This is a genomic window from Armatimonadota bacterium (assembly GCA_028871815.1).
In the GTDB taxonomy this organism is placed as follows: Bacteria; Armatimonadota; Chthonomonadetes; order Chthonomonadales; family Chthonomonadaceae; genus REEB205.
The window spans coordinates 109,335-133,086 of sequence record JAGWMJ010000006.1; the positions used below are offsets into that span (position 1 = coordinate 109,335).

19 protein-coding genes are annotated in these 23,752 nt (G+C 62.7%); 6 read left to right on the forward strand and 13 right to left on the reverse strand.

Features of this window, described 5'->3' with window-relative positions:
* Positions 1-8: 8 nt before the first annotated feature.
* The gene (locus KGJ62_08795) at positions 9-3,026 is read right to left on the reverse strand and encodes a VCBS repeat-containing protein (protein ID MDE2126674.1); all 3,018 of its coding nucleotides are present in this window, start codon (positions 3,024-3,026) and stop codon (positions 9-11) included.
* 457 nt (positions 3,027-3,483) lie between these two features.
* On the opposite strand from KGJ62_08795, the gene KGJ62_08800 reads away from it, so the two are divergent.
* Positions 3,484-5,490, forward strand: a complete 2,007-nt coding sequence (locus tag KGJ62_08800; GenBank protein ID MDE2126675.1) for an IPT/TIG domain-containing protein — start codon at positions 3,484-3,486, stop codon at positions 5,488-5,490.
* Positions 5,491-5,591: 101 nt separating this feature from the next.
* On the opposite strand, the gene KGJ62_08805 is transcribed toward KGJ62_08800, so the two are convergent.
* From KGJ62_08805 to pckA, 5 genes are read right to left on the reverse strand one after another with little or no spacing between them, the layout of a single operon-like run.
* Positions 5,592-6,392, reverse strand: coding sequence for a glycoside hydrolase family 16 protein (locus KGJ62_08805; GenBank protein MDE2126676.1), 801 nt, complete (start codon positions 6,390-6,392; stop codon positions 5,592-5,594).
* Positions 6,393-6,444: 52 nt separating this feature from the next.
* Positions 6,445-6,735, reverse strand: a complete 291-nt coding sequence (locus KGJ62_08810) for a hypothetical protein (protein ID MDE2126677.1) — start codon at positions 6,733-6,735, stop codon at positions 6,445-6,447.
* 54 nt (positions 6,736-6,789) lie between these two features.
* Positions 6,790-8,037 carry a cation:proton antiporter gene (locus KGJ62_08815; GenBank protein MDE2126678.1) on the reverse strand — a complete coding sequence of 416 codons (1,248 nt, stop codon included), beginning with the start codon at positions 8,035-8,037 and terminating at the stop codon, positions 6,790-6,792.
* A 45-nt stretch (positions 8,038-8,082) separates the two neighbouring features.
* Positions 8,083-8,811, reverse strand: a complete 729-nt coding sequence (locus tag KGJ62_08820; protein ID MDE2126679.1) for a glycerophosphodiester phosphodiesterase — start codon at positions 8,809-8,811, stop codon at positions 8,083-8,085.
* Between the two features lie 24 nt (positions 8,812-8,835).
* Entirely contained in the window at positions 8,836-10,482 is a 1,647-nt protein-coding gene (gene pckA / locus KGJ62_08825) for a phosphoenolpyruvate carboxykinase (ATP) (GenBank protein MDE2126680.1), read from the reverse strand.
* Between the two features lie 147 nt (positions 10,483-10,629).
* Here pckA and KGJ62_08830 point away from each other — a divergent pair, with 147 nt between their 5' ends.
* Entirely contained in the window at positions 10,630-11,148 is a 519-nt protein-coding gene (locus KGJ62_08830; protein MDE2126681.1) for a TlpA family protein disulfide reductase, read from the forward strand.
* Between the two features lie 32 nt (positions 11,149-11,180).
* Here the strand turns inward: KGJ62_08830 and KGJ62_08835 are convergent, their stop codons facing one another.
* Genes KGJ62_08835 through KGJ62_08845 form a run of 3 tightly spaced genes read right to left on the reverse strand, consistent with a single transcriptional unit; the run spans position 11,181 to position 13,740 of the window.
* Positions 11,181-11,558: a DUF2203 domain-containing protein gene (locus tag KGJ62_08835; protein ID MDE2126682.1), complete on the reverse strand. Its 378-nt coding sequence runs from the start codon at positions 11,556-11,558 to the stop codon at positions 11,181-11,183.
* 15 nt (positions 11,559-11,573) lie between these two features.
* Positions 11,574-12,614, reverse strand: coding sequence for an ABC transporter permease (locus KGJ62_08840; GenBank protein MDE2126683.1), 1,041 nt, complete (start codon positions 12,612-12,614; stop codon positions 11,574-11,576).
* Positions 12,589-13,740: a substrate-binding domain-containing protein gene (locus KGJ62_08845; protein MDE2126684.1), complete on the reverse strand. Its 1,152-nt coding sequence runs from the start codon at positions 13,738-13,740 to the stop codon at positions 12,589-12,591. The genes KGJ62_08840 and KGJ62_08845 overlap by 26 nt, the downstream gene beginning before the upstream one ends.
* Positions 13,741-14,036: 296 nt before the next feature.
* Between KGJ62_08845 and KGJ62_08850 the strand changes: the two genes are divergently transcribed.
* From KGJ62_08850 to KGJ62_08865, 4 genes are all read left to right on the forward strand, one after another.
* Positions 14,037-15,272 carry a geranylgeranyl reductase family protein gene (locus KGJ62_08850; protein ID MDE2126685.1) on the forward strand — a complete coding sequence of 412 codons (1,236 nt, stop codon included), beginning with the start codon at positions 14,037-14,039 and terminating at the stop codon, positions 15,270-15,272.
* A 7-nt stretch (positions 15,273-15,279) separates the two neighbouring features.
* Positions 15,280-16,449, forward strand: coding sequence for a hypothetical protein (locus KGJ62_08855; protein ID MDE2126686.1), 1,170 nt, complete (start codon positions 15,280-15,282; stop codon positions 16,447-16,449).
* Positions 16,450-17,033: 584 nt separating this feature from the next.
* Complete coding sequence (locus tag KGJ62_08860) at positions 17,034-18,071, forward strand: SIS domain-containing protein (GenBank protein ID MDE2126687.1); 1,038 nt, start codon at positions 17,034-17,036, stop codon at positions 18,069-18,071.
* 46 nt (positions 18,072-18,117) lie between these two features.
* Positions 18,118-19,254 (forward strand): DUF3866 family protein, encoded by a 1,137-nt coding sequence (locus tag KGJ62_08865; protein MDE2126688.1) that lies wholly within the window; start codon positions 18,118-18,120, stop codon positions 19,252-19,254.
* Between the two features lie 25 nt (positions 19,255-19,279).
* On the opposite strand, the gene KGJ62_08870 is transcribed toward KGJ62_08865, so the two are convergent.
* Genes KGJ62_08870 through KGJ62_08885 form a run of 4 tightly spaced genes read right to left on the reverse strand, consistent with a single transcriptional unit; the run spans position 19,280 to position 23,736 of the window.
* Positions 19,280-20,239, reverse strand: a complete 960-nt coding sequence (locus KGJ62_08870) for an ImmA/IrrE family metallo-endopeptidase (GenBank protein ID MDE2126689.1) — start codon at positions 20,237-20,239, stop codon at positions 19,280-19,282.
* Between the two features lie 13 nt (positions 20,240-20,252).
* Positions 20,253-20,552: a hypothetical protein gene (locus tag KGJ62_08875; protein ID MDE2126690.1), complete on the reverse strand. Its 300-nt coding sequence runs from the start codon at positions 20,550-20,552 to the stop codon at positions 20,253-20,255.
* Positions 20,549-22,936 (reverse strand): endonuclease MutS2, encoded by a 2,388-nt coding sequence (locus KGJ62_08880; GenBank protein MDE2126691.1) that lies wholly within the window; start codon positions 22,934-22,936, stop codon positions 20,549-20,551. Before KGJ62_08880 ends, KGJ62_08875 begins: the two co-directional genes overlap by 4 nt.
* Entirely contained in the window at positions 22,936-23,736 is an 801-nt protein-coding gene (locus KGJ62_08885) for a phytanoyl-CoA dioxygenase family protein (protein ID MDE2126692.1), read from the reverse strand. Before KGJ62_08885 ends, KGJ62_08880 begins: the two co-directional genes overlap by 1 nt.
* Positions 23,737-23,752 lie beyond the last annotated feature (16 nt).

The following is a 23,752-nucleotide window of genomic DNA, read 5'->3' on the forward strand; positions in this document are numbered from 1 at the left end:
GACCCGACTTACCGCGCGATAGGCTCCATATTCGTGGGCTGCGACGTGGTTATGAAGCCGGTCGGAGCGGCCAGCAGGCCGTTGACGCTGTAGTACACAACCGCTCCGGTGGTCTTGTTGTGGAAGATTATGGCTGGCTGGAAGGTGTGGCTGATATCCAGGAAACCGACCAACTCCCACGGGTTGATGTTGATGCCGCCAACGAGCGTGCCCTGGCCAACGACCGAGGTACCGTTCATCAGCCAGTACACAACGCCGTTCGCCACCGTATCCTGGAAGATCAGGTCCGGATGGCCATCGCCATTCAGATCCTCGGCGGCAACCAGGTGCTTGGTGGTGGGGATGGTCTCGGGCAGCACGGTGGTTGCGCCGGGCGTGAAGCCGGTCATGGCCGTGTACTCCACCTGACCGGTGGACTGGTTCTGCCACAGCAGATCGAGGAAGCCATCGCCATTCACGTCGGCAAACGTTATTGGCTTCCATGCAGTGTTGCTGGAAGCGAATATCGTGCCGGTAGTGGTGGTGGTGATGCCGTTCATCTGCGCGTATTCGATGGCGCCGGTGGATGAGTTCCAGTAGATCAGGTCAGGCAACCCATCGCCATTGAGATCGACAGCCGAAAAGAGGTGGAATCCCGCCGGCAGTGTGGTCACAGCAGATGTCGAGAGTGTGGCCGCACCGTTCAGGAACCAGCAGGAAACTGCGCCGGTGCTGGTGTTCTCCCAGATCAGATCGGGATGGGTGTCGTGGTTGAAGTCATGGTCCCAGAACTGGGTCCGGAGCCGGAAGAGTGTGCCGGCTGAGGTGGAGTTCGGTCCGCCGGTGCGGGTTGTCCCATAGAAGTCGCCGTTTGCCGCCAGGGTCAGTGGACCGGCCGGCGCGCTGCCGTCGACGGCCGAACTGAAGTTATGAGAAACGGTAAGGCCGCCGGCGCTGTCGAGCCGGTAGATGGTCCCGCCGCCTGCCGAGCCACCGGCCGGCGTTGTGCCGTACAGGTAACCGTCCGGCGCCTGCGACAGGCCCATGTCGGGATTCATACCTTCCAGCCCTGATGACGCGAAGTCGTGGAAATCGCCGAAGAACAGCGTCGTCGTTACGCGGAACACAGTGCCGTTGCCGCCGCTGCCGCCCGCGGAGGTGGCGCCGTAGAGGTAGTGGTCGGCTGCTGCAAACAGCCCGGTAACCGGGTACTCACCATCCGTACCGGCGAACGAATGCACCAGGGTGAAGCTTCCACCGGAGGTGTTGATCCGGTAGACCGTTCCCAGGTTGTTTGTGCCGCCGAATTCGGTAGTCCCATACAACCTGCCATCGGACGCCAGCAGCAGATTGCCCTCCGGAAGACCTCCATCCGTGGTGGCGCCGGTAAAGCTGTGCAGTATCGTGATTCCACCTGCCACGGGTATCTCAAATATCGTGCCGTCGCCACTCGCTCCGCCTTCGGAAGTGGTGCCAAACAGGTTGCCGGTACCATCGGTGATGAGACCCGTTGGCGCTGCGCCTTTGGTGAAGTTGAATACGCCTGGTGTGGTGAACCCGCCGGCCGGTGTGAGCGCCCAGATTCCGCCGGCGCCGCTCAGGCCAAGTTCGCCCATTCCGAACTTGGTGCCGCTTGAGTTCAGCGCGATCCGACCAACCGGGTTGTAGAGAGCTCCGCCGGCGCTTGCGAAGGAGTACGGATACGTAAGAGCGCCCTGCTCCGACGTGTCGTAGAGAACACCTGAGTTCTGCAGGCCGCCGCCGGTCGTAAGCCCAATCAGGGTGCCATCGCTCAACAGGCTTAGCGCGCCGCTGGGTGCGCTGCCATCGGTGGAGTTATAAGCGAACTGCGCGACAACGGTCACAGCTCCGTTCACGTCACTGTTGAATACGCCACCCAGGTTGCCCGTACCACCGTTAATGGCCACCCCGTACATAAGGCCGCCGGTGGCGACACACAACCCGACGTCGGAGTTGGGGGCGCCGAAACCGCTCGAGGCCTCGTTGAATTGAACCGCGGGCAGCTCCACTCCGGCGGTGGTCACCGAGAAGAGCGTACCGACGCCGTTTGTGCCGCCAAAACCACACACGCCGTAGAGCTTGCCATTGGTCCCAAGCACGAGACCGCTGGGCTCAAAGCCGTCGTTGGCGACCGTGCCGAACGAATAGAGAAGCGTGAATGTGTGGCCGGTGGTTACCGAGAAGAACGAGCCGTCGCCCAATGCTCCGCCGAATGCCGCAGTGCCGTACATCACGCCACCATCAATCAGCAGAGTGCCGCCCGGGTTGGAGCCATCGGCCCCCGTGAAGGAGTGGACGAGCGTTTCGGTGCCTGCGGAGCTTACGCTGTAGATCGATCCATCGCCGTTTGCGCCGCCCGAATAGGTGACGCCGTACAGATTCAGGTCGTTGGCCAGCACCACACCTCCCGAGGGATTCTGGCCATCCGTTGCGCCGGTCTTGAACGAGTAGATAACCCGGTAAGAACCGGTGGGACTCATACTGAAGACCACGCCCTGACCGTTGGCGCCGCCGGTGGCGGCTGTGCCAACGATATTGCCTCCCGTCAGTTGGAGCAGCGCACCTTGCGGGCCCGTTCCATCTCCGCCTGTGAAGTTGTGCAGAACCTGAAATGTGCCGGAGAGACTGATCCGGAAGATGACGCCGTCGTTGTCGGAGCCGCCCGTTTGAGTTGTACCGTAGAGATAGCCGTTCCGGGCCTGGAGCAATTGGCCATCCGGCGAGCTCCCATCGAAGCCGCCGAAGGTGTGCAGAACGTTCACCGTGCCACCGGTGACCTGAAACACCGTACCCAGCCCGCCCGGTCCGCCCGCGGTGGATACGCCGTAGAAGTTGCCATCGGTCGCCTGGGTTAGGGCTACGGGAACCGATGCGGTGGGAAACGTCTGCGTAAAGCTGTGAAGCGTGGATAGCGTCTGGCCGAGTGCAATGGTTGGCAAAACGGCTAGCGCCACTGCAGCCACGGTTGTGAGTGCCAATCCCGCCCTTCGGTAGCCGGTCACGGCTGATCGCTTAGAATCCATCATTATTCTCCAAGAACTCGCGGCGCTGACCGCGGAGATAGTAATACGCCGATTGCAGCCGGCCGTCGGCGGGCCGGGAAATGCACGGCGAAAATGGGTCCTTTGGTCTTCCGGAGTGGCAAGACCATCCTGCCAGCAGGTTCAACGGCGTGCCGAATAATCGACGCCTGGTAAACCGTGCGCCGGGGTATTTCCATGCGCTGAGGATCGATTCCTTCTTAGGTGAAACAATCTGAGTTTTGGTCCGTTCGTATCGCCACCGAGCTGCTCTTAAGTGGATAGGAGCTGCGCGCACCGATCCGGGTCTCCGCGACCCGCGCAGCGTCGGCCCGGACTATTTGGAGGAAGCAGCCGGTAATTGGCAGGACTTTCGTAGAGACCGAGAGAACCGTTGCAGTGCGATCCGGTTTGACCGTTCGGCAACAGTTTCAGTTCAGGAATCCACGATAGGAGTTGGACCATGAAGTCGCAACCTCTCGCCGCGGACAGCATGTCGCGCGCAGGTAGGCTGTGCTCCGGTATGCGCGCATTCGGCGGCATAACGATCGCCTCGCTGGCGTTGGTTGCTTTTGCAACCGTAGCGGCCGGCCAGGCATTCGGCACCTATTATGACCGTCACGACTTCGGCGGCACTATTACCAATGCCAATGGCATCAGCGGTCCCGACGGCGTTCGTCCGTCGAGCCACGTGACCTTTGACGCGGCCGGAAATATGTACGGCACCGCCGCAAGCGGCGGCGCCGCGAGTGCCGGCCTTGTTTGGGAGATAACGGCGTCTGATGCCTATAAGGACCTGCACGATTTCGGCGGTACCGTCACCAATTCGAACGGTAAAAGCGGGCCGGATGGCTCTTCGCCCTCGGCGGGAATTACGTTTGACGCGGCTGGAAATATGTACGGAACCACATCCTTCGGCGGGGCTATGAGCGACGGAGTGGTCTGGGAGATAACCTCTGCCGGTACCTACCGGGACCGGCACGATTTCGGCGGTACCATTACGAACGCCGACGGCACGAGCGGGCCGGACGGCCACTCGCCACACGCGGGTGTTACGCTCGATGCTGCTGGAAACATGTACGGGGTCACGTTGTCCGGCGGAGCCAATAACGCGACAGGTGTTTCCGGCATGGTCTGGGAGATAACCGCCGGTGGCGCGTACCGGGACCTGCACGATTTCGGAGGTTATATCACCGAAACCAATGGAAGCCGGGGACCGGACGGCTCGAGCCCACGCGACGACGTCACCTTTGACCCGTCTGGAAACATGTACGGCGTCGCCCCTTACGGAGGCGGTCTGAACGAGGGTCTGGTCTGGAAGATAACAACTGCCGGGGCATATTCGGATCTTCACGACTTCGGCGGTACGGCTAACTATCCCGCGGGTGGCACCGGCCCCGATGGCTACCTCCCGGAGAGCCGCGTCACATTCGACTCAGCCGGAGATATGTATGGATCCGCGGCGTGGGGCGGCGCGAACAGCTCCGGCACACCGGGCGGAATTGTATGGGAATTGAGTGCCGGTGGCGTATACCAGGACCTTCACGATTTCGGTGGCACCGTTCTGAATGCCGATGGAAGCAGCGGTCCAGACGGATTTGACCCGTACGGTCCCGTAGGGTTTGATGGCGCCGGAAACCTGTACGGCGCTGCCTATTCAGGTGGGGCGCAAAACGCGAACCAGTACTCCGGCATGGCGTGGGAAATAACGGCTTCCGGCGCTTACAAGGACCTGCACGATTTCGACGGCTCCGTCACCAACGCGAACGGTACCAGCGGTCCAGACGGCGCGACGCCGTACGGCGGTGTCACGCTGGATGCCACAGGCAACCTATACGGCTCTGCCTACGAAGGCGGAGGCAATGGCGGCGGAATAGTGTGGGAGTTGGCGCTGGTAGTTAACAACCCGGTACCAACGCTCTCCGCCATCTCGCCGGCATCGGCGCTGGTTGGCGGTCGGTCCACTGCAGTAACCGTTACCGGTACGGGCTTCATTGCGACCAGTACCGTCAAGTGGAATGGCGCAGCTCTGAGCACCACCTATGCGAGCGCCACCTCGCTGACGGCCGTGGTGCCGGCCTCCGATCTCCTGACGCCGGGTTCGTATCCCATAACGGTGGAAAACGGCACACCGGGCGGCGGGACATCCAATGCCGTCTCGTTTGCCGTTCGGGCGTATCCCGTACATCTGGCAGGTCTGTTTATCAATCCTGCCGCAGTAACGGGCGGCTCAACCGCAACCGGCGTGATATTCCTCTCCGGCCTGGCTCCGGCGGGTGGAATCACCGTGCAGTTGACATCGTCGCGCCCCGGAGTGACATCGGTACCGCGATTTGTGGTGGTAAAGCAGGGCTCCAGTACGGCGACGTTCCGGTTGAACACACTTCCGCCAACGGCCGCGACGACCTGCCGGATCACGGCTACCTACCTGACGATCGCCCGGGCCGGATACCTGACTGTGAATCCGTAGGATCGCGAGCCATGCGGCGCCGCGGCGCGTTGCACGCCGGCCGTGGTTTGGCTCCGCCCGCTACGTTACAGTACCGGCGTGGACGCGACTTCCGGCTCGGGTCACGGCCGGCCGGGCCGATCCTTCTGCCACACCCGCACATAGTCGATCTGAAACTTCTGCGGGTAGGCGGCCGGATCCAGCCCATGCTGCCCGCCCCAGTCTCCACCGATGGCCAGATTGATGATGAGGTACATCGGTTTGTCAAACACCCAGCTTTGTGGGCCACTGTAGGGGTAGCGGAAGTAAGGCTTGCCATCCAGGGAGAAGCTGATCGCCTGCGGTGACCAGTTCATGCCGTAAACGTGCCATGCGGTGGTGCAATCCGGCGCCTGCACGGTCCCACCCGCGCTTGCTTGCCCCTGTCCGTCCGGGTGCGGCAGATGCACCGTGCCGTGTATGCCGGCGGCGTCGAACGCCACATGCTCCATCACATCGAGTTCGCCACAACGCGGCCATCCCGTTTGACCTACATCCTCTCCCATCAGCCAGATGGCCGGCCACGTCCCGCTTCCGCCAGGGAGCTTCGCTCGTACTTCAAGCCGGCCGTACTCAAACGAAAAGGTATCGTGCGTTTGAAGGCTGGCCGATGTGAACTGCGCGCCCTTGTACGGCTCGTGGATACCCGTAATCGTGAGATGGCCATTCTCGACGCGCGCATTCGCAAGCCTGTCTTTGGTGTAGTACTCGGCCTCGTGATTGCGCAGCATGCCCACCTCCCATCCCCACTTTTTGGGGTCGGGCAGGCCGTTACCACTGAACTCGTCATGCCATATCAGGTGATACCCGGGCTCTTTGGGAACAGCGGCGGCAACCTGAAGCGCCGGCGGGCGCGCAAGGAGCACGAGCAGTAGTTGGATCATGGTGAAAGTTTACCGCGACGAAACGCGCCGTCATCCGAAACGGATTCAGCGATCACGAGCTGCCTGCCAGCGAGGTGGCATAGGCAGCTCCCACGCCAAGCAACTGACGCATCTCTCGCGTTTGTGCGCTGGCGATAAGCTCCTCCGACGGCTCATATCCCTGCCAGTGCTTCATCCAGAAGTGGCCGTAGTTGTAGATTAGCGCCTTGCGCGATGACCCCGTACGATTGTTCAGCGCTGCGTGCTGAATTCGGCCATTGAAGATGTATGCCGTGCCGGCAGGCTGCTCCATGCAGATGTGTCCCGGCATTGCGGCCGGATCCTTGTGGGAGGGCAGCACCACGTCATCGTCATCCAGGTTTTCGCCCCGCCAACCGGGAAGCGATGCGTCGGCGCGCTAAGCGGCGCCGCCGGATTTCTTTGCTCGCTTCGTACTGGGAGACGCGGCTGGCTGCCTCGAAGCGCCGGCATCGTCGTTTGGCAGTCGCCGGGCGAGCGGCGCAATCGCAAAGCTCTGTACCAGCACGGAGAAGCCGGCAACGATGAACGTTACCGCCTGCACCACATTGCGGTGGGCAAGAGCGGATGGCAGCACCATCGCCAGCGCCAATGCCAGCGCTCCGCGCAAACCGCCCATAACCAGGAGGGCCTGCCCCCGCAAGGATACAGTGCGACGCAAGCGGGCGAATGGCAGGCAGCATGCGGCAACGGCAACCGCACGCGCTGCAAGTACTACTATTACGGCAATAGAAGCAACTGCAGCCACAGAGGTGAGCGGTTCGCGCGCGCCGGCGATGCCCAGCAGCAGGAACGCGATGGAATTGGCGATGAAGGCAGCGTACTCCCAGAATCCGTCGACCGCTTCGTGCCCTGCAGGCGTGAGCCCGGAGTGCGTGCCCGCGTTGCCCATGACCAGTCCGGCGGTGAGCACGGCCACAATTCCGGAGAGGCCGAGAACGCCCGCTGTAAGGAATGCGCCCCAGGCCGTGAGGGTGGTGAAGGTGAGCTCAACCAGGTGGTCTTGCGAGCGCCCGGCGAAGAACAGCGCCGTTATCGCGAATGCAATTCCGAGGAGCACGCTGCCGCACGTTTGAAACGTGGCGGCGCTCAGCATGGCGCGAACAGGCATCTGGTGCGCTCGCACCATGTCGGCGGCGAGAGCAAACAGAATCGCGGCGGATCCGTCATTCAAAAGGCTTTCGGCCTCCAGGATGGTCCGGAAACGTCCGCCAATCCGCATATCTTTGAGCGTAGCGATCACCGATAGCGGGTCGGTGGCGGCGATAAGGGCGCCAAACATCATGGCGGCCGGCATCGGCCAGCCGGCGAGCCACCGCATGCCTGCAGCCGTAACTGTGGCCGAAATGACTACGCCGAAGGTGGTGAGCACCAGCACGAGCGGCAGGCTATGCCGAAGGTCGGACCATCGAAGCCGGATCGCAGCATCAAAGATGATCGGCGGCAGCAGGGCATTGAAAAGGAGGGACGGTGTGAGCGTGACGCTTGGCGCCAGGCGCAAGCCACCGATCACGAGGCCGGCCGCCACAAGTCCGGCCGTGTACGGAAGTTTGAAACGGCGAGCGATAAGAGCCACGAGGGCCGCCACCAGCAAGAGCAGGCCAAATCGCTCCATCGACTGCGTCATGCCGCTATTATGACCACGAGGCGCGCTTCGACAATTGTGACCCGGTCAGGGAAACTCTGCCGCCACCTGAGCAAGCAAATCGGGACGGTTACTGATGACGCCATCGACTCCAATAGCCAACAGCGTCTGGATCGTGGCCGGGTTATCCACCGTCCAGCAATAGACGCTCACTCCATATTCGTGCAGCGTGGCAACCCGTTCCGCCGTCGCGAGTGGGTACTCCCAGCTGACACCGTCGGTATTGAGGCGCTGGGCCCACGCTTCGAACGGTCCCTGGCCAGCAGGTAGTTCCGAGTGCGCGTCACGGGTTGTTGACAGCCGGAGTTCCGGCCATGCCGCACGAAACGCGGGCGCCACTTCTCGCGAAATACCGGAGATCAATGCGTGGGATGCGCCAAGTGGCCGCAGGGAATCGGCCGTGAGTTGCTCCACGCCGTGGCCGAAGACCTTCATATCGGCCATCAGCCCGCCACGACCAGCCATCTCGGAAACCAGCTCGTCCAGGGTTGGTACGCCCTCGCCGGCACCCAGTTCGAGTGCACCAAGTTCGCTGGCGGTGTGGTCGGCCACACTCCAGCGACGGCCGCTACTATCCTGAGCCTCGTCATCGTGGCACAGCACCAGCACGCCGTCTCGAGAAAGGCGCACGTCGCACTCAACGCTGCCGCAACCCAACGCGACGGCGTGCCGAAAACCGGATATCGTATTGGCCGGATAGTTTGCCGGCGCACCGCGATGTGCGATGGTCCGCCATATCGATGCGCCGTGCATCACGGATCTACGATGATAGCGTCACCGCTAATCCAGCAAAGGGCCGGCTGCGGCAACCGCCTCATCCACCTGAGAGCGGTAGCTTTCAAAGTTGTCGTGGAAGCGCTTCGCCAGCATGCGAGCTTGATGCGCGTACGCGGTGCCATCGGCCCAGCAGGCCTGAGCGTTCAGCAACTCACTTGGTATGCCCGGCGCCGAAACCGGCACATGGAGGCCAAACCAGGGCTCGGGCGCAAATTCAACGCGGCGCAACTGCCCACTGAGTGCCGCTTCCACCATCGCGCGCGTGTAACCAAGGTCGATACGGTGCCCCGTACCAAATCCACCGCCGGACCATCCGGTATTCACCAGCCAGACGTCGGACTTGTGCCGGCGGATGCGCTCTGCGAGCAGGTTTGCATATACCGTGGGATTCAGGGGAAGAAATGGCAAACCGAAGCAGGCGCTGAAGGTGGCTTCCGGGTGATTTGATAGGCCTCGCTCGGTACCAGCGATTTTAGCCGTGTAGCCGCTCAAGAAGTGGTAACTTGCCTGCTCGGGCGTCAAGCGACTGATGGGCGGCAGTACGCCAAACGCGTCTGCGGTAAGGAATACAATGTGCTTTGGATGCGGGCCGATGCTTGGCGTACAGGCGTTCGGCACATGCTCCAGCGGGTAGGCTGCGCGTGAGTTTTCGGTATACAGCGCGCTGTCGTAGTCCGGCTGCCGTGTCGCGCTGTCGAATACCACGTTTTCCAGCACCGCTCCAAACCGGATGGCGTCGAATATCTCCGGCTCTTTCTCCTGACTGAGCCGGATGCACTTGGCATAGCATCCACCCTCGATGTTGAAGACGCCGCTGTCGCTCCAGCCATGCTCATCATCGCCGATGAGGTCTCTGTCTGGGTTTGCTGAGAGAGTGGTTTTGCCCGTTCCGCTGAGGCCAAAGAAGAGGGATGTTTCGCCCGAGCTGCGTGAAACATTCGCCGAGCAGTGCATCGAGAGGACGCCCTGCAGAGGCAGCAGGTAGTTCATCAGCGTGAAGACGCACTTCTTGATCTCGCCGGCATACTCGGTACCGCCAATGAGCACGATGCGCCGGCCCATGTGGATCACAATGAACGTCTCCGAACGCGTGCCGTGTAGTGCGGGGTGCGCAAAACAGCTCGGCGCAACCAGTACCGTAAAACTGCGGCTGTCAGCGGGTTCGGCTGCGTCTGGGGCCAGAGCCTCCTCAACGGAAGCAATCCGGCTGGATCCCGCCGCATCCGGGCGCACCAGCAGCTGCCTTGCAAAAAGGCTGTGCCAGGCATATTCCGAGACGACCCGCACTCCTACGCGGTACCGCTCGTCGGCGCCGGCCGCCAGGGTTGCCTGGAAAAGGTCGCGCGTGGCGAGGTGTGTGCGGACCGTTTCAAGCAGGCGATCAAACGATTCTTCGCTCAGCTTCTGATTAACCGGACCCCAGTGGATGTGGTCGGAGGCGCCCGGTTCGTCCACAAAGTACTTGTCACGCGGTGATCGACCCGTAAACTTGCCGGTCCGCACCGCCAGAGCCCCGTTGGCCAGCAGGGAACCTTCTCCCTGTCGCACTGCGTACTCGATAAGTTCCGCCGGAGATGTGTTGCAATACAACTGGCGACCGGTCGACAAATTCATCTGCTCAATCGCGGTTTCAACGCGCGTATGCGTCATTGCACACGTCCTCCTGGTCCTGTTAATACCCACCACAAGCGGGTGCTACAATAGTACCCGCTTGTGTCGTGGTGGCAGACTAGCCGGCTGCGCGACGGCGGGCCGGACCGGCGGCACACTCGGGTGGTTTGGGACGGAGGCACTCCGATGTTACGGCTGAAGCTGGTAGGCGCCTTTCTGGTTTTGGGGATCGCGCTGCTGGTGGGCTCGTGGTTCTGGCACGTGCCCCAAAGCGAGAGGGTTTCCGGCACGGCTCCCGATTTTGCGCTGCCAGCCGACGGAGCTTTGCCTGCGACGCGTCTGACAGCGCTGCGTGGACATGTGGTCCTTCTCGATTTTTGGGCGACCTGGTGTGGGCCCTGCCGTGAGGAGATCCCTGAACTGGTGGCGCTGCAGAGCAAGTACGGCTCGAAGGGTCTTGAGGTGATTGGCGTATCGCTGGACGATGCCAATACCGCAGCGGCGATACCGGATGCGCGCCAACGGCTTGGCATCAACTACCGCGTGGCGATCGCATCACAAATCCCTGACCTGCACGGCTACGATTTTGCCTCTATCCCAACACTCTATCTAATCGGCCCGCATGGAGCCCTCCGCGGCAAGTGGGTGGGCCTGAATGCCGATTCGGATCTGGATGAGCAGGTGCAGGAGCTACTGCCGCGGTGACACCTGGCCGCGCTCGGCTGGTGCTGAGCGGCCTAAAGCGGTTGGCGTCCGTTGAATCCGTCATCCTCGGTGTGCCACCAGGTGATATCGTCCTCGCCATACAGCCAGCAGAGCAACACCTCGCGGCCGGCTCGAAGGTGCGGAAAGTCCACCAGACCGCGAACCAGATCCTTGACCTGAATGCCTCGATTTTGAATGGCGCGAGCGATCTCATGCAGTTCTGCAAGCTCCGCCGCTCCCGAATTGCGCTGCAGCCCGTGCCCGTTCGATGCCGCCAGCTTCTGTTGGGCGATCGCCTGCAGCTCGTTTTGTGATAGCCGGCCGGCCAGTTCCTGCACGCGCTCGATCTGTATGCGCAGCCAGGGCAGCTCGGCGCGAGCTTCCTGCACGGTGAAACGTTTATGCTCCATGGGGTTCTCGGAGAGTCATCGAGCAGCGCGGCGCTCGCGGATCGCCGTGGTCAATACCGCGAAGAGCAGCACACCGCCCACCACGGTGCCCTCCCAGAGGGACGGTTGTGTAAGCAGCAGGTTGATAGCGCTGAGAATGGTATAGAGAAGCGTCGCGCCCAGCACCGTTCCCAGCACACTCCCCTGGCCACCAAACAGGTTGGCGCCGCCGACCACGGCTGCGGCTACCGCGTTCAGTTCGTACGACAATCCCGCCTGGGGGTCGCCCTGCCCACCATAGCCGGCATACAGGATTCCGGCGAGGCATCCGAGCAGCGCGCTGCAGGTATAGGCAAACAGCTTGACGCGGAACACATTGACTCCGCTGAGTTCGGTTGCCTGCTCGTTGCTGCCCACGCTGTACAGGTACCGGCCCATTCGCGTTCGTGTCAGCACCGTATGCGTCACTACGGCAACCAGAATCAGCACAACGGTGGGTATGGGGAAGTGCCTGCCGATGTTGCCGTTGGCCAACCAGTTGAAGAGTGGGTACTTCACCGGGTCGAGGACGATCTGCTGGTGGTGGTTCATCACCAGCGCCTGGCTGCGCAGTACCAGAAGCGAGACCAGCGTGACCACGAACGCCGGCAGCCGGAGCTTGTGGATCAGGTTGGTGTGTATCCAGCCAAGAACCAGCGCCAGCGCTGCGGTGGCGACTATTCCCAGGAGCACAGCGGCAAGCGTGTAGAGGCGCTGGTCGAGGAGCGTCACGGTGCCGGCCAGAACCATGCCGGAAAAGCCGATCAGGGAACCCAGTGAAAGGTCGATGCCGGCTGTGATGATCACCACCGTCTCGCCGATGGAGAAGATGCCGAGCAGCGAGGTGTTCAGCAGAACGTTCTGGATGTTCCTGGCACTATAGAAGGTCTGCCTTGCGGGCGACCATACCATATACAGACCGAGCATGCCGAGCACGGCCAGAACGCTCATCTCACGTGAGCGCATCACGCCTGTCAGCCAACCCGAGCTGTTGCGGCCGGATGCCGCCGCGTCAGGTAGAGGTGAGGCCTTTTGCATGCAGGTCCTGGATAAATGGCTTGGCATTCGCCGGGGTGATGACCTGTACGCCGGTATCGATAATCGGTCCGTTGCGCGTCATGCCCAGCTTCTTCAACTCGGGGTCGATCAGCTTCAGCGCCGCATCCAGTCCAACCCGGTTGATCTGGTAGAGCATCTCGGCAGAGAGCCGTCCAAACTGGTACGGCTTCTGGACTACGGTGACATCCACCAGGCCCGCCAGCAGGTTGTCGAGCGTGCGCGGCTCGCCATCAAAACAGCAGATCTTGACCTTGCCAATCAGACCGGCTTTCTTGACCTCGTCAACGATGGCTGGGCCGTTATAGGAGTAGAGACCCAGGAAGCCGTTGATTTTTGAGCCGTATTTGGTGATGGCGTCGGCAACATTGGAATGCGCCTTGCCTACAATGTCTGCGTTATCCTCGTAGGGATCCTGCAGCATCGTTATATTGTGGCCATTGATGCTATCCAGAAAGCCATTGTACCGCTGCTTTGCGTTGTCGGCGCTCATGTTGCCAACAAACGCTACCATGTTCCCTCCCTGCGGCAGCAGCTTTACCACCTGCTGGCCGAGCAGCTTGCCGCTGGCGTAGTTGTTGGTGCCTATGTAGACCAGCCTCTCGCTGGTGGGCGAGTCGGAATCGAACGTGATCACGGGGATCCCCTTGGCGATTCCCGAGTTGATGACAGCGGAGAATGCCGCGGCATCGATGGTGGATACGGCAATGCCGTCGGCATTGGCGGCCATTGCCTGTTCAAAGGCGGTTTTTTGGCTGTCGTTATCCGTTCCCGGCGGCGCAGTCCAGCCGCTTTGCGGGCTCAACTGCAGCGCGGTGATCTCGTCTGCCAAACCCTTGCCCATCGAGTCCCAAAACGGAGAATTGCCGTTGGTGATCACCTTTACAAGCACGGGACCGGTGGGCTTGCGTGGCTTGTTGAACGCTGCCGCGGCCGACGACATGGCTACGGCTCCCGTCCCGCCAGCCGAACCAGCCGTGGCGCCGGCCGACGTGGTCGTGCTGGGATTGGCGCCGTTTTCGCCGCCCGATTTACTTTTGTCGCAGCCCATCGCGGCTGGAAAAGCTGCTGCCGTACCAAGAAGAAGCAAAAGCTGGCGTCGGTTCATGGCAATAACCTCATTGAAGTGCGCGCTACGATGCCCGTGCCGTGGGATTCCCTGAGCGGGAAGCCTTTTCCTTCCGGGCGACGGTATCAACGGCTGCGGGGTGGCCGGGCAGGGGCGGAGTCGGGTAAGTAGATACGTTCCACATATCACCCGGAAACGGGCCGGGTCGCCGGCTGCCTGCAGTCGGCGGATGAACTGCCTGCCTACCAGGAGTCACATGGCGTACCGTCCGGTTGAGTCGCTTCACCTGTGCCAGCGTTTCTGGCGCGCCGACCGGCCTGTGCTATAATCCGGCCATGGCCCACTTTGATGCGATCGTGATCGGCTCGGGCCCCGCCGGCAGTACCGCAGCCTTTCATCTGGCGCTCGGAGGGGCTTCGGTAGCGCTGTTGGAACGCTACCGCCTGCCGCGCCACAAAACCTGCGGTGGCGGCATGCCGATGACGATGGCGGACCAGCTTGAGATTGAGCGGCTTGGCCGCTTGGCGCCCGGGAGTTTTGTTGAGGCTGAAGTGGAGTGGATGCGCCACACCTGGATGTTTGGCGATGCCTCGCTGGCGCCTCTAAACCCCAATGGCGAAAAGGGCCATCGCCTGGCACTATGGATGGTACAGCGCGCCATATTCGACGCCGCACTGGCGCGACGCGCCGCCGACGCCGGCGCGGTTTTGATCGACGAAATGGTCGTAAAGAGCGTGGAGGTGGGTGGCCCGCCGACGGTACGTGCCTGCGGACCGGGCGGTGACTGGAACGCCACCTGTGCCGTGGTGATCGGTGCGGACGGCGCCAACGGAGTTACCGCAAAGTGCACCGGCCTCCGGTCCAAGCGCGCGCTTGCGATCGGCATGGAACTCGAGGTGCCGCACCGGTGGGGCGACGGGCATGCTACTCTGCGCCGTGACGTGGCTCATCTGGAATACGGCGCCGTGCCTCGGGGATACGCCTGGGTTTTTCCAAAGGCGGAGCATCTTAATGTTGGCGCCGGCGTCTTTCGGCCGCGCCGCGCCGACGGACGTGGAGATGCCGGTGTGCGGCAAGAGCTGCAGGCGGCCATTGTGGCTTACCTGGCTGCCCTGGATTTGCCGAAGCCGGCCGGTGGGGAGCGCTGGTACGCGCACCCACTACCCATCTACAACGGTATGGACACCGTGCAGACATCGGATGGCCGCGTGCTGCTGGCTGGCGATGCGGCCGGCCTCATCAATCCCTTTTTCGGCGACGGAATCCTGCATGCCGTCAAAAGCGGTAAGCTGGCGGCCGAAGCTGTGCTAAAGGGCGCTCCTCAAATGTACGCGGCGACTGTTGATCAGGAGTTCAAGCGCAACTTCGATGCAGCGCTCCGGCTCGCTCGCTTCTTCTACCAGTTCCCGGGCATGTGTTACCGAAACGGCGTGCAGCGTCCGATGGCGACGCGCACCGCTGGAATGCTGTTGAGCGGTGAGGTTGGGTTTCACCAAATGGCCGGGCGAGCGATGCGCCGGATGCGATCGGCCGATGGCGCCTCCGATCGAGTACCGCAGGCGCTGTCGTGATCTGGGGATGAGGCGCGCGCTCGTGATCGGCGCCGGCAGCATCGGCCGCGGCTTCCTTGCCCAGCTGTTTTACGAGGCCGGTTATGCACTCACATTTGTAGATGCCGATGCCCACCTGGTGGATGCCCTGAACCGGGCCGGCCGGTACTGCCTTCGTCTGGTCGGTGATAGCGAGCAGAGCCTGGAGATCGGTGGCTTCCGCGCCCTGCAGATCGGCCGTGCCGAGGAGGTAAGTCGGGCGGCGGCAGAGGCGGAAGTGGTATGTACCGCTGCCGGAGCCTCGGCACTCCCCTCTGTGGCCCGCATGCTTGCCGCAGGAATCGCTGCCCGTTCCGAGCCGCTGAACGTGATCCTTTGCGAGAACCTGCCGGATGCCAACCGGGCGTTTCTAACGGCGCTGACGCTGGAGCTTGAGCGGACTGGATCTGCCGATGCGGCGCCGGAGGTTGGCGGCGTGCGCGCTGTGGTAAGCCGAATGACACCGGTGGCGCCGTTTGCTGTGACGGGGTCGCTCGACCTCAAGGCAGAACCATACCGGCTATTGCCCCTGGATGCTTCCGCCATGGTTACGCGGCTCGGCCTGGTAGATGGCATGCTCCCCGTGGCTTCCTTCGAGGCATGGATGGCGCGGAAGCTCTATACGCACAACGCCTCACACGCCGCGCTGGGATACGCGGGCGCGGCACACGGCTGCAGATTTGCCGCTGATGCCCTGGCGCTACCGCCCGTCAAGGCGCTGGTGGAGGGTGTGATGTCCGAAACCGGTCCCGCACTCTGCCGCCTGATGGGTTTCGAACCTGCGGAGCAGCGCGAGTATGAGCAACAGCTGCAGCATCGCTTTTCGAACCGCTCCCTAGGCGACACGTGTGAGCGCCTCGCGCGCGACCCCATCCGAAAGCTCGGCCATGCCGACCGTTTGGCCGGCGCGGCGCTGCTCTGTAGAAGCGCCGGAATTGAAGTCCGCTGGCTGCCTCGCGTGATGGCGCTGGCCCTGAAGTGGCGAAGCGCTGAAGACGGCGAATCGATGGAACTGGAACGGTTGGTAAATCGCTTCGGGCCGCTAAAGACGATCGCTCAGGTCTGTGCGCTTGAGCCGAACGACCCGCTGGCTGTGCAGACTGCTGCGGTGTACTCGGAGCATTCAGCGTCGAGCGGTAAGTTTGCCGGTTGGTGCTGAGTAGCCCACGTAGGCCGCGCTACTGTGTCACGGGCGACGACGTCGCACGAAACCGGGCGGCAGCCGGTGAATATGACGGCTGACACACAACCGGTTGGCATACCACCCGGCGTGCAATCGGCCTCATCGGATCCACATCTGCTTCCGCTTTAATACAATGCCGGGCGAGTAACTGGATGTCGCCGAGTTTGGATGCAGCCCAGGAGTGGCTGAAGCAGCAGTTCCGCGGGCGCTTTTCACCCGCCGGCGCGTGGGAGTTGCGCATAACGGCTCGAGGCCGGCAGCAAACACCTGCGATCCGACGGTTCCCAAGCTACCGACTTGGTGGATTGCATCAACAAGGCGGCGATACGTCTTCTCCAGCTGGGCACGAAAGGCAGGGCGGGGATGGCTTACGTGCGAGGTGTTCGGTATGCAGTCGGAGTGTGCATGTCGCGCCACGGCATGGCCGAACAGCCGAGAGCTTCCAGCGCGCCATGGCCCGATGCGCGCGGCCTAAATAGTATTGGTGGCTTACTTTCGACGTGGGTATAATCTTCACAGTCACCCCGTGTTGCTTACTCTGAGGATGAGCTCGAACTGTAATGCAAGTGATGCGCGCCGAGATCAGAGAACAACCGGATGCCGTTGCGCGCGCGCTGGAGAACGCCGCGCCGCATGCCCGGCAGCTTGCCCAGCTGCTGCGGGACCGCGCAACTCGCCACGTCGTCATTGCCGCGCGTGGCACGTCGGATAACGCGGCGACGTACGCCCGCTATCTGCTTGAGATTGCGCTGCGCGTGCCGGTTGGGTTGGCCGCGCCCTCGGTATACACGCTCTACAAGGCCGAAGTGGACCTGCGCGATGCCTTGGTTTTAGGCATTTCGCAATCCGGAGTCGCACCGGACGTCATTGAGGTCCTTGCCGCAGCCCGGGCTCAGGGCGCGGTAACAGCGTGTATCACCAACGACGAGCAATCGCCGATCGCGTCGCAAGGTCACATCGTGCTGCCGTGCAGCGCCGGCCCGGAAAAGGCGGTTGCAGCCACGAAAACCTACACCACCAGTCTGGCGTTGATCGCGCTGCTGGCAGCTGAGTGGAAGCAGGATGACTCGCTGCGCCATGACCTGCTGGCGATACCCACGCACATTGAGGCGACTTTGGGCCTGGAAGCTGAGATGGATGCGCTCGCCGCCGAGCTTGCCGATCTCCGTGAGTGTGTGGTTCTCGCACGCGGCATCAACCTTGCGACCGCGCAGGAGGTGGCGCTCAAGCTTACCGAAACCAACTATCTGGCAGCGCGACCGTTCTCGGCAGCAGATTTCCGGCACGGGCCGATCGCTGCTGCGGGCAAGGAGCTGCCGTGCTTTCTGTTCGCCGCTCCCGGCGCGGCTTATAGTGACGTCCTTGATCTGGCGTGCGAACTGGAGCGTCGCGGCTCGCCCGTTGTGCTGTTTACGTCCGGCTCGCCGGTGGCCGCGCTGGGCCGGCGGTTGGTCCGGCTGCCGGGCAGTGTGGTCGAGCTCCTGAGTCCGTTGCTAACTGTGGTCCCGGGTCAGCTCCTGGCGGCGTCGCTGGCCACCGTCAAGGGAAATGATGCCGACTCGCCGCGCGGCCTGCACAAGGTGACCCGAACCCGGTAGCGCCGGGCGCAGACCTCGCTGCGGCGAAACGCTGGAAAGTTCAACCATGATAACGCGCCGCATGATCGGCACGGTTGAGGAGGTTGTGGAGGAGGACCGTGGGAGACAGATCCTGCGTGTCCGCACGGACGGCGGCGAGTGCCGCGATGCAATTGCGCTCACTGCGCTATGTGGGCTGGTCGCGGTTGGATGCAGGGTAAGCCTGAATACCGCGGCGGTCGAACTGGGCCTTGGCTCGGGTGGCCTGGATTTCGTAGAGGCCCCGCTGGATTCCGCGGAGGATCCGATCGAGCCTGCTGGACACATCCTTAAGGCCCGTTACACGCCCAGCCAGATGCCTGTGCTGGCCGTTGAGGCGCCGGAGAGCTGCGAGCACGAAAACCTCTCTGAGTGGCGCTCACTGGGCGAGCTTCCTGTAGTCTGCGTGGAGTTGCACAGCCAGATCCCGGCGGTATGCGCTGCCGCCCGATGGGAGGTGACGGCGAGCAACCTGCCGCCACCTCGCATCGTTTATGTGATGACCGATGGCGCCGCGCTTTCGCTGGGCGTGAGCGGGCTCGCCAAACGGATGCGGGCTGCCGGCCTGGTGGATGCCGTGATTACCTCTGGTCAGGCGTTCGGCGGTGACATCGAGGCCATCAACCTCTACTCGGCCCTGCTGGCAGCGCATGTGGTGTGTCACGCAGACATCGTCGTAACGGGCCAGGGACCGGGAAACGCCGGTACCGGTACGGAGTTGGGCTTTTCAGGCGTGGATCAGGGCATGGCGCTTAACGCTGCGGCTTCCATGGGCGCGCAGCCGATCGCAGTCGCCCGCATCAGCTTTGCGGATGGCCGCGCACGCCACCAGGGCATCAGCCACCATACGCTAACGGTATTGAAGCACGTGGCGCTTCGCGGCAGCATCGTGCCGCTTCCCCGGCTACCACCGCGACAATTGCGGGTCGTCCGGCAGGCAATGGAGGCAGCTGCCATCGAGCCGCGGCATCAGGCGGTTGTGGTAGATGCCGAGCGCGGACTGCGTGCGCTGGAGACCACCGGCGTGGAGGTGACCACGATGGGCCGGAGTGTGCAGGAGGATCGGGCATTCTTCCTCAGCGCGGCCGCTTCAGGCCTGATTGCTGGCCAGTTGTGCGTGCAAAGGCTTCGCGCGGCTGCCTCAGCCACCACGCCTCAGGAATAGGCGCTGCCGGGCGCAGCTTCGCGGCCTATTTGCCCTTGGCGCCACCCGGAAAGAGGTAGCGGACGATTACCAGGCAAAGCCCGACCACTTGTGCGAAAGTTTGAACTATAAGGGCTATTAGAACTTTATCGAATGGGATCAGTCGCTTTGGAAACGCCACAAGCCCGATAAACAGCAGCAGCTGGAACGCCAGTTCAAACCAGAGCGCGAACACCAGCGTCGCCGACCATCGATCGCGAAGGGTGTTGGCCTGTGCCTGACGTTCGGCTTCTGCCGCCGAGGCTTCCTGAGCCAGTTTGGTGCTGCGGCGAAGTGTGCCGCCGTCCGCCGGAGCGGCGTGGCGATCGGGCCGCGGAGGGATGAGATCCGCCTCCATGAAGGCCAACGGGGCAACAGGTTCGCCGATACCAAATGCCTTCACGATACGGCCCAAGCCGCGCTGCCGCCCTCGCACACGATCGCTCGTGTCGTTGGACATGCGGTATGCGGCTACCTCCTCCGGAACCGCAAACAGCGTGGCCAGGCTGGCTAACGGCGTCTGGTTTCGGCGGTAAGGCGCCAGAGTTTCGTCCGGCATCAGCAGGCAGGCGGCAAACCAGTTCGTGTCGGCTTCCAGCGCATCTGCGGGCGGACGGCCCAGCGCGGAGTGCCGCAACACCAACTCTTCGGCTTCAGGAATGCCACCCAGTTTCAGCGCGGCCAGGCCGCGAGCGATAGCGAACCGCTGCATAGGAAACGGTTCATCGTTAAAGATATGGATGGCTGGCGGCCTGGCCGAAACCACGCACAGTACTGCGTTCTCGTCCTCGCGCGGCCTGATCTGGATGGCAACGCCTTCGTTCTGCGCAATCCGCACCACGTCGACCATCGGTGATCGCCCTGCGCCGGCCGCAGGGTTGGCGAAGTTATCCCGCAGCAGTTCGGCCGCAGCCATGGCGACCTGGGCACTGCGCGGCTCGTTAGCGGCGGATGCCTCGGTATTCATTCTCCACTTCGTCTCAGTGGCCCACCGAATCGTGCCGGTAACCGCGTTTGTCGTTGCGGTGCAGGACCAAGCCAGCGAGATAGTCGCCAGCCAGCGCCATCGATGAAGCCACGGCAATGGCCCCGACCAGCAGAAATGGTGATGCGCGCCACCTGGCGCCTGCGGGCGCCAGCATAACCGCCAGTACGACTACGGCCGCCAAACCTGCCGTGCGAAGAAATACCCGCCAGCCGGCTTGACTCCATGCCGTAACCGCGCCGAGTAGCAGGCCGCCCGCAATGGCTGCCGCCAGTGGCAGTGCAACTGCGATCACGTTTTGAATACCACCACGGTTGCGCCCTCACCGCCTTCGGACGATTCACCGAGACGGTAGCTCTCGACCAGTGGATGCTCGCGGAGTTGTTCGCTCACAACCCGGCGCAGCACACCGGTGCCCTTTCCGTGGATGATGCGGGCCGTATGCATTCCGGCCGCAAATGCATCGTCCAGATACTTGTCGAGCAGCGGCAGCGCGTCCTCTACGCGCATTGCTCGAAGCATCAGTTCGGGCGCAATGGTAAGCGCTTTGCGCATGGCGATCTCGCGCGCGCCGTCCGAAGGACGGTCCGATGCGGCCTTCCTGGCAGCCTGCTTCGCCTCCGGCTTTGCCAGCCGGCGAAGCTGACCCAGCGGGAGCGTGACTCGCATCGCACCGATGATGAGCGCCGCCTGGCCGTTGACGGGGTCTTCGAGAAGCTGCCCGTCCAGGTTGAGCGTAGTCACCCTCACGGTGTCGCCCTTTCGGAGTGGCTCGCTGTTACCACCCGTCTCCTCCGGCTCGGGCGGGGCAGGCGCTTCCCGCGCGAAATCCGACCATGTCTCGGTTTCCAGCCGCTCCAGGCTTTGTTGAGGCGCGCGACCTCGGACCGGCGCTGCGCCGCGCTTTTCGATCTGCTTCAAGAGCGCCTCGGCCCGTGTGCGGGTTTGCTGCAGTAACTGCCGAGCCTCCGCGCGCGCCTCCGCCTGTACACCGGCTCGCAGTTCGGTCGCCTGCCGTACACGCTCCTCGTATGCGCTGCGCAAGTCGGCAGCAGCGTCACGGTCGCGCTCGGCTTCCACCTGGGCGCTCCGAGTGGCACGCCGGGCGGACTCAATCTGCTCGAGCAGCTGGCCGGCGTCCTGGTCGCGTTTCGAGAGGGAACCACGCGCCTGTTCAATCAACTCCTGCGGCATTCCAAGCCGCGCCGCGATATGAAATGCGTGGGAGGAGCCCGGCGTGCCTGGCAGGATGTGATAGGTGGGCGAAAGCGTATCGCGGTCAAATTCCACCGAAGCGTTGAGTACGCCGGGAGTGCGATACGCATACTCCTTCAGTTCCCCGTAGTGACTGGTCGCGATAGTGAGCGCTTGCTGCGCCAGCAGAGCGTTCAGGATTGCCCGGGCCAGCGCCGCGCCTTCAGCAGGATCCGTGCCGGCGCCAATCTCATCGAGCAGTACCAGCGAACACGGCTCGATATCGTGCAAGATCGCCGTGATGTTCTTCAGATGTGCGCTGAAGGTGGAGAGGCTCTGCCGCAGGTCCTGCTCATCGCCGATGTCGGCAAAGATGGCGGGAAAAACCGTAGCCTCAGAGCCTGCGCCTGCCGGAATCTGCAGCCCTGCCTGCAGCATCAGTGATAGAAGCCCTACCGTTTTCAGCGCTGCCGTTTTTCCGCCGGTGTTTGGTCCGGTGATCAGCAGCGTTTTGTAACTTTGGCCAAGCTCGATATCGATGGGCGTTACCGGATCGGGCAGCAGCGGATGCCGGGCGCCGATGTACCGCAAGCGCGCCTCCACATTCACAGCAGGTTCGGTAGCATCCATTTCGGCAGCGAGCTGTGCTTTGGCATGTACGAGGTCGAGGTGTCCGGCGATGCTGACAAGGCTAAGGAGCGCTTCCGCCGACGCCGCGACCAGCCTGGTCAGTTCGCGCAGTATCCGTTGTATCTCCTGCTGCTGCTGAGCGCGCATCTGCTTGAGTTCATTGCCGAGGGGCACCGTAGAGCTCGGCTCCACAAACACGGTGGCGCCGCTCTGACTGACGTCGTGGGCTATTCCACCAAACGCCTTGACATACTCACTCTTTACCGGAATGCAGTATCGCTCCTCGCGAACGGTAACCACAAACTCCTGTATCCAGGCGCTGTTTCGGCTGGACGCCAGGATTTCGTTGAGTTTGTTGTTGAGGCGATGGGTAACGATGCCGATCTCGGTGCGAAGCCGGCGCAGCTCCGGCGAGGCGGTGTCTTTCACCTCGCCTTCGGTAGAGATGCTCTCTTCGATCCGCTGTTCCAGAATCGGCAGCAGCGGCAGTCGCGCCGCCAATGCGGCGAGAACGGGCGCCACACCGGCACGTGCATGGAGATACGCCCGGAGCTGGCGGCCCGCGGCCACGGTGCGCATCACGGCGAGGAGTTCAACAGGCGTCAACTGCTGTTCCAGTTCCGCTCCTCGAATGGAAGGGCCAACGTCGCTAATGCCGGCAAGAGGAAAGGCTCCGGCGGCGCCGATGATTGTGCGGGCTTCCGCGGTTTCACGCAGCCGTTCCGCTACGGTTTCGGGCCACGGCGATGGCGCCAGCGCGGCGGCGAACTGGCGGCCCTGTGGCGTTGCCGTGCAGCGTTCCAGGCGTTCAAGGACCTGTGGGTACTGCAGGACAGACAGTGTGTGGGCGTCCACTACGCCCCTGCATCTTCCGTACTGCGGACGAGGCGGTTCCAGGTTGCGCGCAGTTCTTGCTGGAGCGCACGATCGGCCAGCGGTCCGGAAATCGACGCGTGCCTCAATCCGTCGGTGGCGGGGAAACCGCCGCCCGGCAGGGCGTCACCCTGAACAAAATGAAGCGCCACACCGGCTCTGGACTTCTGGGTTGGATTGGCGCCCGTACAATGAGGCGTGCCGTAGCAGAAGAAGACGGCGCCTCCGGCCTCAAGTTCCACCGTTACGGCTTCGCTCTCTTCCGGAAAACATCGAATATGGTGGTCGCTGAAAGGATCCCGCTCGTGGTTGAGCTGGTCGCGCTGCCTTCGTGGGACGACCCGGAGCGTACCGTTTTCCGTAGTGGCGTCGTCTATTGCGATCCACATCGCCGTTCCCATCGTGGGATCTGAGATGTGAAAGTAGGCGTTGTCCTGATGCCAGGCCGTTCCGGCGCCAGTGTGCGGTGGCTTGAGGAAGACCTGATCGAGGTGCAGCATGCTGCCGACGCCGATGAGGGCGTCGACAGCCGCCACCACGCTGGGCAGGTGCGGCACACATCGGAATGCCTCGCTGTGTGGCGAGAGCGGGCAGAGCTGGAGGTTGAATTGAGTACGCGACGTCGTGCGGGCGTCGCCATCTGTAGCAACATTACGGAGGCGGCCGCTTGCCTGCAGGTGTTGAATCTCGTTGCGCATGGTTCGCGTTTCCGCAGCGTTGAAGAGCGCTGGAACGCACGTCCAGCCTTCGCTCCGGAACTGCTTGATCTGATCTGGTGTCATCTGCATGGCGGTCGAA

Bases quoted from the DNA above. Each gene is read 5' to 3' on its own strand.
- KGJ62_08795 (MDE2126674.1), bottom strand. From the start codon at position 3,026: ATGATGGATTCTAAGCGATCAGCCGTGACCGGCTACCGAAGGGCGGGA.
- KGJ62_08800 (MDE2126675.1), top strand. From the start codon at position 3,484: ATGAAGTCGCAACCTCTCGCCGCGGACAGCATGTCGCGCGCAGGTAGG.
- KGJ62_08805 (MDE2126676.1), bottom strand. From the start codon at position 6,392: ATGATCCAACTACTGCTCGTGCTCCTTGCGCGCCCGCCGGCGCTTCAG.
- KGJ62_08815 (MDE2126678.1), bottom strand. From the start codon at position 8,037: ATGACGCAGTCGATGGAGCGATTTGGCCTGCTCTTGCTGGTGGCGGCC.
- pckA (MDE2126680.1), bottom strand. From the start codon at position 10,482: ATGACGCATACGCGCGTTGAAACCGCGATTGAGCAGATGAATTTGTCG.
- KGJ62_08830 (MDE2126681.1), top strand. From the start codon at position 10,630: ATGTTACGGCTGAAGCTGGTAGGCGCCTTTCTGGTTTTGGGGATCGCG.
- KGJ62_08835 (MDE2126682.1), bottom strand. From the start codon at position 11,558: ATGGAGCATAAACGTTTCACCGTGCAGGAAGCTCGCGCCGAGCTGCCC.
- KGJ62_08840 (MDE2126683.1), bottom strand. From the start codon at position 12,614: ATGCAAAAGGCCTCACCTCTACCTGACGCGGCGGCATCCGGCCGCAAC.
- KGJ62_08845 (MDE2126684.1), bottom strand. From the start codon at position 13,740: ATGAACCGACGCCAGCTTTTGCTTCTTCTTGGTACGGCAGCAGCTTTT.
- KGJ62_08850 (MDE2126685.1), top strand. From the start codon at position 14,037: ATGGCCCACTTTGATGCGATCGTGATCGGCTCGGGCCCCGCCGGCAGT.
- KGJ62_08855 (MDE2126686.1), top strand. From the start codon at position 15,280: ATGAGGCGCGCGCTCGTGATCGGCGCCGGCAGCATCGGCCGCGGCTTC.
- KGJ62_08860 (MDE2126687.1), top strand. From the start codon at position 17,034: ATGCAAGTGATGCGCGCCGAGATCAGAGAACAACCGGATGCCGTTGCG.
- KGJ62_08865 (MDE2126688.1), top strand. From the start codon at position 18,118: ATGATAACGCGCCGCATGATCGGCACGGTTGAGGAGGTTGTGGAGGAG.
- KGJ62_08870 (MDE2126689.1), bottom strand. From the start codon at position 20,239: ATGAATACCGAGGCATCCGCCGCTAACGAGCCGCGCAGTGCCCAGGTC.
- KGJ62_08885 (MDE2126692.1), bottom strand. From the start codon at position 23,736: ATGACACCAGATCAGATCAAGCAGTTCCGGAGCGAAGGCTGGACGTGC.